This window comes from Streptomyces sp. NPDC087845 (genome assembly GCF_044742755.1).
Lineage (GTDB): Bacteria > Actinomycetota > Actinomycetes > Streptomycetales > Streptomycetaceae > Streptomyces.
Map to the genome: position 1 here is coordinate 199639 of NZ_JBIUVC010000010.1, position 15004 is coordinate 214642.

General features: G+C 69.0%; 17 protein-coding genes and 1 tRNA gene. 14 read left to right on the forward strand and 4 right to left on the reverse strand.

From position 1 onward, the window contains the following. Positions 1-571 precede the first annotated feature (571 nt). The 13 genes from ACIOMQ_RS25675 to ACIOMQ_RS25735 all read left to right on the forward strand — a co-directional run bounded on the left by ACIOMQ_RS25675 (position 572) and on the right by ACIOMQ_RS25735 (position 10537). A complete protein-coding gene (locus tag ACIOMQ_RS25675; protein ID WP_402190512.1) occupies positions 572-835 on the forward strand; it encodes a DUF6284 family protein in 264 nt (87 codons plus the stop codon). Then, entirely contained in the window at positions 832-1701 is an 870-nt protein-coding gene (locus tag ACIOMQ_RS25680; RefSeq protein WP_402190514.1) for a protein spdB, read from the forward strand. The genes ACIOMQ_RS25675 and ACIOMQ_RS25680 overlap by 4 nt, the downstream gene beginning before the upstream one ends. A 32-nt stretch (positions 1702-1733) precedes the next feature. Continuing rightward, positions 1734-1919 (forward strand): hypothetical protein, encoded by a 186-nt coding sequence (locus tag ACIOMQ_RS25685; protein WP_402190517.1) that lies wholly within the window; start codon positions 1734-1736, stop codon positions 1917-1919. Next, complete coding sequence (locus tag ACIOMQ_RS25690) at positions 1916-2296, forward strand: DUF6251 family protein (protein WP_402190520.1); 381 nt, start codon at positions 1916-1918, stop codon at positions 2294-2296. The genes ACIOMQ_RS25685 and ACIOMQ_RS25690 overlap by 4 nt, the downstream gene beginning before the upstream one ends. 15 nt (positions 2297-2311) lie before the next feature. Further along, positions 2312-2503, forward strand: coding sequence for a hypothetical protein (locus ACIOMQ_RS25695; protein ID WP_402190523.1), 192 nt, complete (start codon positions 2312-2314; stop codon positions 2501-2503). Positions 2504-2582: 79 nt separating this feature from the next. Further along, a complete protein-coding gene (locus ACIOMQ_RS25700) occupies positions 2583-2903 on the forward strand; it encodes a hypothetical protein (RefSeq protein WP_402190526.1) in 321 nt (106 codons plus the stop codon). A 45-nt stretch (positions 2904-2948) separates the two neighbouring features. Further along, entirely contained in the window at positions 2949-5105 is a 2157-nt protein-coding gene (locus ACIOMQ_RS25705) for an FtsK/SpoIIIE domain-containing protein (RefSeq protein ID WP_402190529.1), read from the forward strand. 212 nt (positions 5106-5317) lie between these two features. Continuing rightward, a complete protein-coding gene (locus ACIOMQ_RS25710; protein WP_402190531.1) occupies positions 5318-5485 on the forward strand; it encodes a hypothetical protein in 168 nt (55 codons plus the stop codon). Positions 5486-5621: 136 nt separating this feature from the next. Then, on the forward strand, positions 5622-6425 hold the full coding sequence (locus ACIOMQ_RS25715) for a hypothetical protein (protein ID WP_402190534.1): 804 nt from the start codon (positions 5622-5624) through the stop codon (positions 6423-6425). Further along, a complete protein-coding gene (locus ACIOMQ_RS25720; RefSeq protein ID WP_402190536.1) occupies positions 6422-7255 on the forward strand; it encodes a bifunctional DNA primase/polymerase in 834 nt (277 codons plus the stop codon). The genes ACIOMQ_RS25715 and ACIOMQ_RS25720 overlap by 4 nt, the downstream gene beginning before the upstream one ends. A 3-nt stretch (positions 7256-7258) precedes the next feature. Beyond that, positions 7259-8734, forward strand: coding sequence for an ATP-binding protein (locus ACIOMQ_RS25725; RefSeq protein WP_402190539.1), 1476 nt, complete (start codon positions 7259-7261; stop codon positions 8732-8734). A gap of 460 nt (positions 8735-9194) precedes the next feature. Further along, positions 9195-9392, forward strand: coding sequence for a helix-turn-helix domain-containing protein (locus ACIOMQ_RS25730; RefSeq protein WP_382952693.1), 198 nt, complete (start codon positions 9195-9197; stop codon positions 9390-9392). Then, entirely contained in the window at positions 9392-10537 is a 1146-nt protein-coding gene (locus tag ACIOMQ_RS25735; RefSeq protein WP_402190542.1) for a tyrosine-type recombinase/integrase, read from the forward strand. Before ACIOMQ_RS25730 ends, ACIOMQ_RS25735 begins: the two co-directional genes overlap by 1 nt. Positions 10538-10603: 66 nt before the next feature. Here ACIOMQ_RS25735 and ACIOMQ_RS25740 read toward each other — a convergent pair. The 4 genes from ACIOMQ_RS25740 to ACIOMQ_RS25755 form a co-directional block, all read right to left on the reverse strand. Continuing rightward, positions 10604-10679: transfer RNA gene (locus ACIOMQ_RS25740), tRNA-Arg, on the reverse strand. Between the two features lie 205 nt (positions 10680-10884). Continuing rightward, complete coding sequence (locus tag ACIOMQ_RS25745) at positions 10885-12393, reverse strand: hypothetical protein (RefSeq protein WP_402190545.1); 1509 nt, start codon at positions 12391-12393, stop codon at positions 10885-10887. Further along, positions 12390-13304, reverse strand: coding sequence for a hypothetical protein (locus ACIOMQ_RS25750; RefSeq protein WP_193463188.1), 915 nt, complete (start codon positions 13302-13304; stop codon positions 12390-12392). The genes ACIOMQ_RS25745 and ACIOMQ_RS25750 overlap by 4 nt, the downstream gene beginning before the upstream one ends. Positions 13305-13523: 219 nt before the next feature. Beyond that, positions 13524-14465 carry a hypothetical protein gene (locus ACIOMQ_RS25755; RefSeq protein ID WP_230543609.1) on the reverse strand — a complete coding sequence of 314 codons (942 nt, stop codon included), beginning with the start codon at positions 14463-14465 and terminating at the stop codon, positions 13524-13526. Positions 14466-14590: 125 nt separating this feature from the next. Here ACIOMQ_RS25755 and ACIOMQ_RS25760 point away from each other — a divergent pair, with 125 nt between their 5' ends. Continuing rightward, positions 14591-14953, forward strand: coding sequence for a helix-turn-helix transcriptional regulator (locus ACIOMQ_RS25760; protein ID WP_230543608.1), 363 nt, complete (start codon positions 14591-14593; stop codon positions 14951-14953). Positions 14954-15004: the final 51 nt, after the last annotated feature.

Sequence of the window (15004 nt, forward strand, 5' to 3'; positions counted from 1 at the left end):
GCCCGGAGGGCCCCGACAACGGGAGCGAGCCCGAAGGAAGCCGTGTTGCTTGAGAACTGAAGATCTGCTGTGTCCCGCTGGTGACAACCCCACAGGTGATGTGGGAGGTGACAGCGGTTGAGCTGGTCGGTGCGCAAGGTCGCGCTGGGAGCGAGCAGGGCAGGTCAGAACGGCGGCCGGGGAGGCCGGAACATCCCCGGGAACGTGGCGCGTGGTGGCTTCGGGTGAAACCGAGGCCGCCGGGCTGAGCGAGCGGACCATCCCCGTACCCGAGAGGGCAGACGGGCGCAACGACCAAGGCGAGCGGGCCACGTAGCAGTAAGGGCGGCACACGGGCACCTGGAGAGGGCCTGTCGGGATGCCGCACCTGCGAAGGCGATCCCCGCGTGATGAGCACCGGATCGCCCTCGTCATGCAGGCAGGAAGGCACCCCTGCGGGGGCTGCTGGCCCTGCCTGCTTGATGAGGCGCCACTACCAAAGCGGCTTGCCCCCAATGACGGCGCGCGGCCCCGGTGTCCTACCACCGGGGCCGCTTTCGGGCCGTCCCACCGTCTAAGGAGAAAACGACCCATGAAGACCATCGCTGCACTTCAGGCCCTCGTTACGGCGGCGTCGCTCGACGGCGGGCCGTCGGCTGCTGAGCTGGACGCGATCGAGCAGGAGATGCCGCTCATCCGGGCGGAGGTCGAGCTGCTGGACGCGCAGATCATGACCATTGACCGTCCGGCCACCGAGCTGGATGAGCGGCGTATCCGCCGCGCCCGTAACCGGGTCATGGCCGCGCGCCGGGACCTGACCAACCGCGCCACGGCCCAGTCGGGCGGTGCGGCGTGAGGGCCTGGAAGACCGTTCTGCCGGCCGTCGCGATGACGGCGGTGTCCATGGCGCTGACTCTGGCCGTGGTGATGCTGTGGCTGGGCCCGGTGATGCCGTGGATGGTCGCGCTGGTCGTCGGTCTCGGGATCGACGGCGGGTGGCTGGCCGCCCTCGCCTACGAACGCCGACTCGCCGCGCAGGGCGACCACAGCGACCTGGTGACCGGGGTCGGCTGGGCTTTTGGCCTGATCGCCACGGGTGTCCTGGTCGCGCACGCACTGACCGCCGAAGAGTCCACGGGGGCTTGGCTGGCCGTGGCCTGGCTGCCGATCGCGGCCAAGGCTTTGTGGCTGGTCCATTCCATGTGGGAGCGGACCGCGCTCACCGCCGGGGCCCTGACCCAGATCCGCGGCATCCAGCAGGAGGCCCGCGACGACGCGGCCGTGGCCCGTGCCCGGCTCCGCGCTCAGGCGGGCACCGAGGAGACGCGGCTGACGGCCGTGACGCAGGCCGGGGCACGCGTCGCACGCGTCCAGGCCGAGACCGCCCGGACCCTCTCCGACGCGTGGTCGACGCTGGAGCAGGCAAGGGGCGGCGAGGGCACGAACCGGGCCCTGACCAGCGTGACCGTGGGCGTCACACCCAACGAGGCTCCCGGCGTCGCGCTCCGGTGGGAGCTGCCCGTGTGGGGCCCCACGGAACCGGTCCCTGCTCTGGAGGCCGGGCCCGCGCTCACCGATGACGCCCTGGACGTCCTGGTCGACGAGATCCGTCACAGCGAATCCCCCGCCCTGTCCTACCGCGACATGGCCGCCCGCTTCCGGGCCGCCGGCCACTCCGCGTCCGAGACCCGGCTCCGGGCCGCATGGAAACGCGTCGCCTGAAATCACCCGCACTTCCTGGACCGAGGAGACCTGTGTCCCGCGACAGCGAGTTAATCGCCTACATGAAGGCCTTCGAGGCGTCCACGACGCACGTCGGAGCCTGCACGGCCTGCCAGAACGACCAGCCCTGCACCGTCGGGGCCCCGATCCACGCCGCGTTCATCGCCCGTCAGGACGCCTGGAACAAGCGCGTCCGGGCCGGAAGGAAGCAGCCGTGAACAACCTCCCCGAGCCCGTCCGGGCGGTCACTGTCGTCCAACTCCCGGACGGCACCTACACCTACGCCGACGCGGCCCACCTGCCAGTCCCGCAGGCGGCGCCGCAGCAGATCGTCCAGCACATCCACCAGGCCCCGCCCGACCGCACGGTCCAGCGGATCGCGCTCGGCTCCGGTGTCGGCGCCGGGGCGGTCGCGGTCGGCGTCTACTTCGGCCCGCTGCTGGTCGGAGTCCTCACCGCGATTGCCGCGAACATCGCCCTGCTCGCCTTTCTCGTGGTGGTGCTGGCCTGGGGCGTCGTGACCGTCGTGAAGTCCGTCGGCGGTGCGGACGGCAAGGCCGCCTCCAAGTCCCTCTCCAAGTCCCGTCGCCGCTGACCCGAAAGGACCGTCATGTCGTTCAAGGCAGGTACCAAGGTGCGGATCGTCTCGTGTGAGGACGACCCGCGTGCGGTCGGCAAAACCGGCCGCATCGTCGATGAAGTACCGCCCGGCCCGCTGACCGAGGGCCGGTGGACCGTGCACAGGATCAGCCCCTTCATCGCTCCCGTGCTGTGCCACACCCACGAACTGCGGCCCGCCTGACGGTCCCTCTGTCCGTCCGGTCTCGTACCGGGCGGGCGGAGGGACCGGACAGTCCGGCCCATATCTGGGAGGCACCGTCATGGAGAGCTACACCCCCGCCGAGAAGCGCGAGCGTGCCCGGCTGTTCCGCAAGGGCTTCCGCCAGGCCCTCGCGGACTGCGTCGACCCGAAGGTCGAGAAGGCGATCGAGCGGATCGACCAGCGGGCCGCCGAGCGTGGCGCGCAGGAGCTACGGGCCCTGCACCAGGTGCAGGCCGATGCCCGCCAGAGCCTCGCCAACGCCAAGGCCACCGAACGCACCGCCGCCCGCACCGACCGCCCCGCCGCCCGCCAGGCCCGCAAGCAGGCCGAGGACGCCGTGCGCCGCGCCGAACGCGCCGTCGCCCGCGCGGAGCGCTGAGCACACCACCCCCGCCCCCCCGTTCCAGGCAGGAGCACATCCGTCATGACCGAACTCGCTGTTGAGGGGGCCGACATGGGCACCCTGCACCACCTCGACGACCACCGCCCCGCTACCCCGCCGGTGTCCCTGGCCAAGGACCCCTCCGACACCACGACCGCCCCCGCCGCCGCCGAAGTGGAGGCGGTGGACCGGGCGGACAACCCGTTGGCCGACTGGCTGACCGTCCCGGACGCCCCGGTCCTGCCCGCGTGGGCCCGGTCAGCCACATCCATCAAGGCCAATACCGCCGCGCTGGTCCGGCTGTCCTGGTGGCACGCCCGCTACCACGGCATCCGGACCCCGAAGTACCTGGTCAAGACCGTGCTGCTCGCAGCTCGTGGTTTCTTCCGCGCCACGGTCGGACTGTGGCCGACCCTGTCCGCGCAGGACCACAGCGCCACCGTCAAGGCCCTGCGCGCCCAGAGCAAGGCCCGGCCGGAGGATGTCGAGCTGGCGACCCGGTTGCAGATGGCCCACGCCGAGCGGACCCGCACCCGCAGGTGGCGGTTCGGTGCCGCCGCCTGCGGGGTGGCCGCCGCCGTAATCGGCATCGCCCTGGCGGACCCGGTGCTTCAGACCGGGATCGCCGGAGCCGTCGTGACCCCGCTCGCCTACCTCGGCAGGGGCAAGAACACCCAGTTCCTCGACCAGGGCGCCCCGCCCCTGCGGGTCGACATGTCCGCGCAGCAGCTCAACGACGCGCTCCGCGCCGCCGGCCTCCTGAAAAGCGGCAAGGGCGACGAGGAAGGCCCGCGCGTTTCTTGCTCGATGGGCCCGGTCCGTGACGGCCGTGGCTGGGCCGTGATCTTCGACCTTCCCCGGGGTGGCGGCAAGACCGCCTCCGACGTCCTGGCCAAGCGTGAGGTCATCGCGCAGGAACTCGGGGTGGACGAGATCCAGGTCATCATGTCCCGTGTCCGCGCCGCCAAGGGCGGCAACGCCGGTCGGGTGTCCATGTGGGTCGCGGACGACGACCCGTACTTGGGCACGCCGAACCCGTCGCCGCTGGAGAAGGCCGAGCGGTTCTCGATCTGGGAGCCGGTCCCCTTCGGCCAGGACGCCCGGGGCGTCCGCGTGAACATCCCGGTCATGTGGCAGTCGATGTTCTTCGGCGGACTCCCGCGCCGGGGCAAGACGTTCTCCCAGCGCCTGCTCACCGCCGCCGGTCTCCTCGACGCGTACGTGCGGCACTACGTCGCGGACGGGAAGGGCGGCGCGGACTGGATGCCCATGAAGGCCGTCGCGCACCGGCTCGTCATGGGCGCCGAGGACGACGCGATCGAAGCCCTCAAGGCCATGCTCGCCGAACTCCTCACCGAGATGGAACGCCGCTTCGCCCTGCTCAGGGACCTGCCCACCTCGGTCTGCCCCGAGGGCAAGCTCACCCCGGACATCGTCGCCAAGTACAACCTGCCGGTCATCTTCGTCACCATCGACGAACTGCAGGAGTACTTCACCGCGATGGAGAAGGAGGACCGCGAGCAGGTCATCAACGACCTGTGCCGCATCGCCCGACGCGGACCGGCCGCCGGATTCATCAGCAACTTCGCCTCCCAGCGCCCCGACGCCGACAGCGTGCCGACCAAGCTGCGCGAAATCATCACCATCCGCTACTCGACCCAGGTCGTCGACCGGGCCAGCAGCGACATGGTGCTGGGCAAGGGCAAGGCCGCCCAGGGCGCCGACGCCTCGGTCCTGTCCGAGGAACACAAGGGTGTCGGCGTGCTCGTCACCGGCCCCGCGTCGTATGTCACGGTGCGGGCGGACTACCTCGACGGGCCGACGTTCGCCGCCCTGTGCCGCAAGGGCCGGACCCTGCGCGAGCAGGCCGGGCAGCTCACCGGGGAAGCCGCGGGCGACGTCACCGCCGCCGCCGACGCGGCCGGCGTCACCGTCCCCGCGATCGTGTCCGACGCCCTGGAAGTCATGCGGCACTCGCCCCGGATGTTCACCACGGACCTGCTGAACGGTCTTGTGAACCTGGACGAGGACGTGTACGGCGACTTCAACGCCGAGCAGCTCGCCGCCGAGCTGGAGGCCGCCGGCGTGAAGCGGACGAGCAAGCAGGTCAAGATCAGCGGCTCCAACGGCGCCGGATACCAGCGCCGCGACATCGAGGCCGCCGTGCCCGCCGAGATCCTCCTCAGCACCGGCAGGTAAAGGGGCCCCCGCTACCCCACCCCCACCGAACACCCCTCCAACCACCCTCCCCGACCCCTCCGCGAGGGGCCCCGGAGTAGAGGGGGCCCTTTACCCCAGTAGAGGGGGAGGTAAAGGCCCCTGACCTGCAAGGTAAGGCCGGTAAAGGGGGGTGCACACCACCCACCCGAACCCCTCCACAGCCCCGTTTCCCCACCCGAGAGGCACCACGCATGAGCAACACCACCGACCACGCCGCCTACGACGCGACCGAGGAACCCGAGTACCTCGACTGCGACCTGTGCGACCCCGCCGACGACACCGAGCCCTACCCGTACGCGCACTGCTGCGGTTGCGGCGCGGACGGCAGCAGCGAGCGCCCTGACTGCACCTGCGAGTAGCTACGCCAAGGGCGGCCCCTGTCTCACGCCAATGATCCGGGGCCGCCCTTGTCCAGCCGCTCTCTCACGAGAACTGGAGACACCCAGCATGACTCAACCTGTCCCGATCCGGGAGCTCCCCCCGCCCGTGGATGGCATGAGGTTCTACCTCACCACCCACAAACGCCACTGGGTGAAGCTCACCGACAAGCCGCTGTTCCTCAAGTCCGAGCACTTCGCCGTGGCCCGCACCCTGCCCGAGGCCCTTGGCCCGTACGCGGTCGACTCCGGCGGGTTCTCGGAGCTCCAGCGCCACGGCCGCTGGACCCGCACCCCGCGCCAGTACGTCGATGATCTGCGGCGCATCTGGGAGCACGTCGGCCCCTACGACTGGGCCGCCGGACAGGACTGGATGTGTGAGGACCTCATCATCCACGGCGGCCAAGCAGGCCCCCTCACCTTCGTCGGCACCCACCTGAGCGTTGCCGAGCACCAGCGGCGCACCGTGGAGAACTTCATCGAACTGCGGTCCCTCGCACCGGACCTGCGAATCATCCCTACGCTCCAGGGGAGCACGGTCCCGGAGTACGAGCACTGCCGGGAGCTCTACGAACGCGCCGGGGTCGACCTGCGGGCAGAGCCGACGGTAGGGCTCGGCTCGGTGTGCCGGTTGCAGTCCACGAACGAGGGCGCGGCCATAGTGACCGCAATGGCCGCTCACGGCCTGCGGTTACACGGCTTCGGCTTCAAAACCCTCGGCCTGGCCAAGGTAGGGCACCTGCTCGCGTCTGCGGACTCGGCTGCGTGGAGCCTGCACGCCCGCAAGCGCCCTTCCATGCCCGGCCACACGCACAAGAACTGCGCCAACTGCTTCGAGTACGCGATGCGCTGGCGCACCCGCGTCATCGACGCCATCCCGCCCTGGCACCAGCCCACCCTCGAAGGGAGCGCCGCCGCATGACCACTCACCTGGAAACCGCCCTGGACCTGGCGGCGGCCGGCGTGCCCGTGCTGCCCCTGCGGGCGGGGAAACTTCCGTTCGGGAACTGCGCCACATGCCGGCACACCGCATGCGGCGGCCGGCCGAACATGAAGACCGTCGGAGCCTGCCAGTGCCCGCGGCCGTGCCACGGCTGGGCCGCCGCCACCACCGCCCCCGCCGTACTCCGGTCCCCCGCGTGGGGTCAGGCTTGGCGGGAGGCCCAAGCCGTCGCCTACCACCCCGGCGGGGCCGGGCTCACCGTGGTTGACCTCGACAACGCCGACGCGATCACCTGGGCCCGCCAGTCGCTGCCCGCCACACGGACCGTGCCCACCACGCGCGGAGAGCACTGGATCTACCTGGGCTCGATGCGGTCCGCGAACAACGCGCGACCCGGCGTCGACATCAAGTCGACCATGGTCTACGCCCGGTGGCTCGGGCCCGGCACCGGCACCATGACCCACCTGCCGGACGTCGTGCGTGCGCTGGTCGTGAAGGAGCCATCACCGGTCCGGCACGTGACCGTCGCGGTGTCCATTCCGGCCGGGGGTGGGGAATGCCGCCATCGCAAGCCCGCCTATCTGGAGCGTGGCATCGCGATGGCCGAGCAGCGCATCGCCGAGGCCCGCAGCGCGGTCCACAGCACCGTGTACCGGACGTTTCTCGCCGTGCTGTCCGCTCACGGCCGGTGCGGCTGCCTCACCGACACGCACATGCAGCGGCTGTTCGCCGCCGCGCAGGCCAAGGGTGAGGGCCCCCGGCACTGCGCGGATGCGTGGTCTAACGCCCGCACCGCGCTGGGGATGTGAGCCATGTCCGAGGATGAGAAGACCCCGGCACGCGAAGTCATCACCGAATACGCGCAAAGCCACTTCAGGTACTTCCGCACGACCGAGGGCACCGTGTACGCGCAGCGCAACGGGTGCCCCGTCGCCCGCCCGATCCGGTCCCAGGGCACGACGGGCAGCCACCGCCAGGAACTCATGGTCGGCCTCTTCAAAGACGGGGTCGGCGTATTCAACGGCACATCGCTGAAAGAGGCGTTGGACTTGATCGAAGCACTCGCGCTGAGCCAGGACGTCCAGCCCACATACATCCGTGTCGCCCCCGGGTTCGACGGGGCGACCTGGCTGGACCTGGGCCGCGACGACGGGCAGTCCGTCCGTATCCACCCCACCGGCTGGGACATTCGCGTCCCCGATCCGCGTGAGGTGTGCTGGCGGCGCACTCAGCTCACTGGGGAGCTCCCCATGCCCGTCCGCGACACCGACAGCAAGGGCATCGATCTCCTGTTGCGGCTGACGAACTTCGCCACCGCCGAGACCGAGTCTCTGGCCCTCGCCTGGCTCGTCGGCTGCCTCGGGCCGTCCGTGCCCGTCCCTGCCCCGTTCCTCACCGGCCCCCAGGGCGCCGGCAAGTCGACGGCGGGCCGGATGCTGGTGCGGATCATCGAGGGCATGACCGGGGACCTGCGCCGCGCACCGAGGGACGAGGAGAACCTGATCACGGCCGTCGCGGCCGGGTGGGTCACTGCCCTGGACAACCTGAGCCACTTGGCCCCGGACCTGTCCGACCTCATGTGCTGCATCGTTACCGGGGCCGAGAGCATCAAGCGGGCGCTGTTCAGCGATGGTGACGTCGTGCGCTCCCGCTACCGCCGTCCGTTGCTGCTGACCGGCATCGACGTCGGCGTTATCCGCCCCGACCTCGCCGAACGCCTGCTTCCCCTGCGTCTGGAGCGCCCCAAGGTGCGGCGGACCGAGGCCGAGCTGTGGGCGGAGTTCGAGGAGGCCCTGCCCGTCATCCTCGGCTCCCTGCTCGACCTCACAGTCTCGGTCCGCGCGGCCGAGGCCGAGACTCCAACCGACCTGCGGATGGCGGACTTTGCGCACCTGTGCGCGCAACTCGACACTGCGATGAGCTTCCAGACGCTCACCGCCTACCGCAGGAGCCTGGACGACCTCAACGACGACGTCATCGAAGGCGACCTGCTCGCGCAGACCGTCCTCAAGCACGCCGCCACCCTCGACCCGGGTACGGAGCAGCGCATGACGTCCTCGGAGTGGCTGCACAGCCTCACCGGTCGCTACAGCGGCGACGACTGCCGCCCCCTGCCCAAAGGGTGGCCCACCACCGGCAAAGTCCTCTCGGACCGTCTCAAGCGCCTTCAGCCCACCCTCGCCGCGCGAGGAGTCCTCATCGACTGGGGACGCACCAGAGAAGGGCGCTACGTCGAAATGACCCGTCGCCCGGTCCTGCCGCCGCACGAGCAGCCCCCGCTGCTCTGACCGACCCCGGCCCGACAAGCAAGAGGAGCACGCCCCCGGCCACGCGGCGCGGCGTGCTCCTCTTGCTGTTCGGCGGCTTGCCGCCCAAAGGACGTGCCGCGTCGCGGCTCTGCATTCACGCCTTCAGACGCAGCGCACCACAACAGAAACCACCCTCTCTTTTTTCTTAAGAAAGGAAGCGCTGCGTCACAGCGTCACCAGACAGCCCGAAATACCCCCTGAGCTGCCGTAACAGCCGTGACGCAGAGCGCTTTCGGCTGCGTCATCCTGCGTCACCTGCGTCACAGCGCGCGTCACGGTGACGAACGCCTGCGTCACAGATGACGCACCCCCACACCCTTGCGTCACCACAAAACCCCAGCTCAGGTGACATACGTGACGCTGGTGACGCCGTGACGCAGAAATCCGCACCTTGGACAGACACGCGCCCGCTCCCGATGTTCCGCCCTTGGAGGCCGCAGTGAGTTCTGCCCTGCCCACCACTCACCGAGCACTCACTGTCCCGGAAGTTATGGACGCGCTCGCCCTCAGCCGCTTCAAGGTCTACGACCTCATCCGCTCGCGTCAGCTCAAAAGCATCAAGATCGGTCGATGCCGCAGGGTGCCCGCTGACGCTCTCCGATCCTTTATCGATCACCAGTTGGAGGACGCTGCCTGATGGCACGCAAGAGGAATCCGAATGGCGCTGGCAGCATCTGGCAGCGCAAGGATGGCCGGTATGAGGGAAGGGTGTACGTTCCTCAGCCCGACGGCACCCGTAAGCGCAAAACCGTTTACGGGTCCACCTGGGATGAGTGCGACACCAAGCGTCAAGAGCTGGTGCGCCGTGACCGTCAGGGCATCCCGACGCCGACCCGGTCGGCCAAGCTCTCGGAATGGCTGCCGTACTGGCTGGAGCACTACATCGAGCCGCGCCGCAAGCTCAGCACCTACGACAAGTACGAGGCGCACGTGCGTCTCTACCTCGTCCCCATGCTGGGCACCAAGCGGCTGGAGTCGCTGAGCGTCGCCGACGTGCGCCGGTTCATCACCCGGGTCCAGACCGCCCAGACGGCCGCGACGGCGAAGGAAGCGCACCGGGTGTTGCGGACCGCGCTCACGGCTGCGGTCCGAGAGGAGCTGATCGCCCGGAACGTCGCATCACTGGTCGAGCCACCGCGCGTGAAACAGCGCGAGATCAACCCGTGGTCCCTGAAAGAGACCCTGTCCTTCCTTGAGGCCGCGCGCCGAGACCCGCTGTACGCCGCGTTCATGCTGGCCATCTGCATGGGTCTCCGGCGCGGCGAACTGGTGGGCCTGCGCTGGTCCGACGTGGACCTGGACAACCGGGTGCTGCACGTCCGCCACCAGACCCAGCGCCGCCGGGGAACGCTCTACGACGACGACCCAAAGAGCCGTCGCCGCAGGGTCGTCCCGATGCCCGCGCTGTGCGTCGCACCGCTGCGCTGGCACCGGCTGAGACAGCGGGAGACGTTCGCCGATACGGGCGTCGTCTGGTCCGAGGGCGGCTATATCTTCGCGACGAGGAACGGCCGGCCGGTGGAGCCGCGGAACGTCTACCGCTCGTTCACGCGGGTCGCTGCCGGTGCCGGTCTGCGGGTGGTCCGGTTGCACGATGCCCGGCACGGCTGCGCCACGCTGCTGACGGCGGCCGGCGTCGCGCCGAGGGTCATCATGGAGATCCTCGGCCACAGCCAGATCAGCATCACGATGGACGTCTACACCCACGTCGTCCATGACACCCAGCGAGAGGCGATCAGTCACATGGACCGCCTGCTCAAGCGCCGTCTGCCGGGCGCCTGAGGCTCGGCTGCCGTCAAATGGTGCCGTCAAAAAGGCCCGGACCATGATCGGTCCGGGCCTTTCCCCTGGTGCCCCCGGCAGGATTCGAACCTGCGACACCCGCTTTAGGAGAGCGGTGCTCTATCCCCTGAGCTACGAAGGCGGGGATCTGTACAAAAATGTGTCTAAAACGGCACAATGCACGGAGCCGATTCTTGACATGTTTTGGACAGGTTGGTGATCGACCTGTGAGGGTCTGCTCGCCGCCGCCAGTGTAGCGGGTGGCGTGCTCGATGTACGGGGTGTGTGGCGGGCTGGGGATCTTGTCCTGGGGCCGGGTGCTGGGGTGGGGTGGCTTGCGGAGGGTGTCAGGAGTGGAGTGCGTTGAGTGCTCGGGTGATCGAGTTGTTCAGCCAGGCGTAGCCGAGGTAGATCAACAGGGCTCCCCGGGCGCCATATGCCGGGACTCGCTCATGGGGGTAGGCCTGGTCGAAGCGGGAGTGGATGGACTCGCTGTCCTGGCGGAAGCCTTTCAGGCGGCGGCCGGCGGGGGTGCTGGGAGGTACCTGGCGGAGATGCTCGGTGCGGTTGAAGCGCTGCTTCTTCGTCTTCGGGTCGACCTGCCTGTCCTCGTCGGTCTCGTCGACGCGGATCCGGAGCTGGTGTGTCTTGGTGGTGGGGCAGGGGATGGTGATGCGGTGGTAGAAGCGGGTGCTGTTCTTTCCGTCACGGCACTCGAGTTCTTCGACGGGCAGAGGCGTGTAGAGCGTCTCGTTGCCGTCGATGAAGCGGCGCTCGCACACTCTGCCCTCGGCGACGTAGAGGTCGTGGGAGCAGGGGCCGTCCTTGTGGCGCAGGAGCGACTGGGGCGTGAGCCCGTCGTGCTGTGGGGTGAACACGACGAGGCCTTCGGCGATGAGGGGTGCGCGGTGCTTGCCGCGCAGGGCGGCGTCGTAGGTGACGGCCTTGGTGCCGTGGGCGCGCTTGAGGATGCGCTTGACCATGGCGACCAGGGCGATGCCTTCCGATTCGCGTTCGGGGTCTTCCTTCACAGATTTGTGGCGGATGGATTCCAGGGCGAGGATCACGCGGCTGTGAGGGGTGGCGGCCAGGCGTACGGCGGTGGAGAGGAACTTGTTGCCGTAGACCTGCTTGCCGCCGCCTTCGATGCAGATGCCGGCGTCTTCGTCCACGCGGTGCTGGCGGATCTCGCCGGTCCTCTTGTCGACCGTCTCGTGTTCGGAGTGCCCGGAGGGAGGTCTTGCGACGGTGGCGTCGCCGTGGAGGACCTGCTGGCGTTCGGGGCGGACGCGGCTGGTTCTTTTGCTGGTTTCGCAGAGCATGCCGTGCGCCAGGGCCTGCTCAACCCACAGGTCGCTGCTGATGTCACGGATCTTGTCGTGAGCGGGCTTGAGGTGCCGCCGGAAGTAGTGATTCCAGTTGCTGCGGGTGGGGCCGGTCGGCCGCAGTGCGTCTGCAGCCTCGTCGCCCAGGTGTGTGCGGATCGCTGAGCGGATGCGCTTCCACCAGTCTTCATCCTGGAAGTGGGCAGCGGTCGCGCGTGCGGAGCCGAAGACGGAGATTGAGCACAGGAAGATCAGGTAGATGACGGGGGGATGGTGCGGAGGTCGGCCGACTGGTCGGGGCCCGGGCAGGGTATCGGCCGCGGCGTAGAGGTCCGGGTTATTGATCAGGTAGGCGAAACGGCGGTCGGTGATCAGGTGCGGGGCTTGCGGCCCGTGCAGTTCTGGTGGGTCGCTCTTCGCTCCGAAGGTGTCGTCGGGGATCGTTCCGTAGATGTACGGCGGCGGGGTGTTCTTGGGCTTGCGGGTGGTCTTGGACGTGCGCTTGGGGCGCGTGGTCCTGTGGGGTGTCATCGCGGATCTCCGCCGATCTTCCAGGCCAGTCCGGCGAGGTCGGCGGCGTTGTCTAGGGACGAGAGACCGAGCCTTCGGGCGACTTCGGAGATCTGACCGGTCTGCAGCAGCACCTGGCGGGCGACGTAGCGGGTGATGTCGCGGGGTTCGACCCTGCGGGCGGTGGTGGCGAGGCCCGAGAGCCGTGCGATGTCGTTGAAGCCAGCGCCGACGCTGGCCTGCGCCGCGTACGGGGTGGAGGAGTCGCTGGTGACGAGGCGGCGCCGGCCCGGCCGGTGCTCGGCCAGGTAGTCGGTGCGCAGACGGAGGGCGCGGACGGCCCAGGGGCTGAGCGGGCAGGTTCTGGGGGTGGTGCGTGTGCTGCCTTCGGTGGTCACGGTGGCTAGTGCGAGGTCCAGGTCGCCGGGGGTCGCCTGAGCGGTCTCGGCGCTGCCGAGGCCTGACAGCAGCAGGGCCAGCAGGGCAGCATGCCGGGTCGCAGGCATGCCGCGTTCGGAGTGGAACTGGAGTTCCTCGATTTCCGCGTCGGTCAGTTCGGCGCCTGTGCTGCGAGGCGGCCGCGGGATGGGAGGGGAGTCGAGCAGGGGCACGGCCTGGGTCATGCCGAGGGCCCGGGCGTGCACGAAGAGGGAGGCGAGGGCGGAGCGGCGCTGCCGCCGTGTGCCGTCTTTCGGAACGAGGGTGATGTTGTCGTGGCGGTCGCGGCCGGGCGCGTCCATGAACGAGTCGGTCAGTTGTCCGGTGACATCATCCATTCGGTGGATACCCTGGGCGTCGGCGAAGACGTCGAACCGTTCACTGATCTGGATGTAGAGGTCGACTGTCTCGATGGCCATGTCGCCGTCGGCTGCCTGCTGCAGCCACTGACGGCTGACTTCGAGTAGCACCCGGCGGATGGTGGGCCTAGCCATGCCGGACCACCCCCTGAAGAGGGCCGGAACTCGCGCGAACGTGGGCGGGCCCGCGATCGATCGCGCTACGGTGGTTGTTCCTCGCCTTGTGTGAGGACATGCCGAAGCCCTTTCCTGCACGGCGCTGCCGGGCGGGTCGTCGGGTGGAGGTGGGAGTCCGGCAGCGCCGCACCGGCCAAGGAAGCTGGCGCTGCCGGACTGTTTTTTGTGTCCCGGGGCCTAGGTGACGCGATGGCCCCGGAGTTTGGCGGTGAGGGCCGTGACGGCCGTCAGATGACTGTGGAGTTCGAGGACCTCCGCCGAAGTCAGACGAGTCAAGTCCGCCAGCAGAACCGGTGGCAGAAGAAGTGACAAGAGATCCTGATCGGGGCCCGTTCCCCCAGGCGGCTGGCTGCCGGGGGCCTCAGTGCGCGGGCGAGGTACCTCCGTCTGCGGCTGCTCGTCACCGTCTTGCACGCCCTCGGAGTCAGGCTGTTGGGTGCTGCCGGACTGACGCTCGTCCTGAGGCAACGGTTCCTCGGCTGCGCTCGGCTCGTCGTCCTCGTTGGCAGTCTGCGGTGCCTCGTGAGGCGTGTCGGTGCTCTGGGTGCCTGTGGGCGGGGTGTCTGTGTGACTGGGGCCCTCGAAATAGTTCAGCTCGCCGGACTTCTCCACCGTGACGAGACCGACCGCGACCATCAGATCGAGTAGAACGTGGGCCTGCTTGATGCGCTCAGGCCCGGCTTTGGCCGCCACCATGAGGGCGGCCACCAGGCCCTCACGGGAGACGGGGCCGTGTCGGCAACGGTCTCTGACTGTTCGCGCGAACCATTGCCCCCTCCACTTCGTCCTCAGCGCTCCAAGCCCTTCGGCTTCACCGCGCGCGAAGGCACGTGCGATGTACCGACCCTTCTCGCTGGGCAGATACGTCGCTCGCCGGTGCCCCTTGGTGAGCAGTCCGGTGTTCATGATGAACACCGGCACCAGTCCGCAGTTCTTGGCATAGACCCCAGTCGCCGCTGCCAGTTCCTCGGCCCCTACCGGGTTGACCGCCGAGCAGGCGGCCACGGTGACTAGGAGGTACTGCTCCGCCCGCAGCTTGGGCGACGGCATCAGCCGCTCTTCAGGCCTCAGCCTGGCGCGGCCGTTGGTCGGCGGTGTTCCCGCCTGGCGAGTCGACACTGTAGATACCAATCCTTTCAAACCGGCCGGGATGGAAGCGCGACCAATCATGGGTTGCTATTGTTATAGCAACCCATGATTGTGCGGGGTGAGCAAGTCGGCATCCCGTCCGTCACACTGGTCGCATGCCCGGAGGAACGAGACGTGGAAAGAAGCCGCGCGACTATGCCGTGTCCGGCCACTGGCCGTACGCAGTGATGGACAGTGCCCGGCAGGCACAGGTCGGGCAGGCCGTAGCCCGGGCCCTGGCGGAGGCGATGGAGCGGCGCGGCTTGTCGGCCAACGCGCTGGCGACTGCGTCCGGCGTCAACCGGCAAGTCATTTCCAACATCCTTGCCGGAACCGTTTGGCCCGACATGTTTACGCTCGCAAGCATCGAGGAGACGCTCGACGAAATGCTCTGGCCGCGTCACACCGATTGGCCCGCAGGCGATGACGGTGCCCGTCACCAGCCCATTCCCTCGCATCGGCGAAGCGGCGAGGAGTAGTAGCCGGCCGGGTCGGATAGCCGGGAAAAGTCCGATGGTGCGCCTGTCATG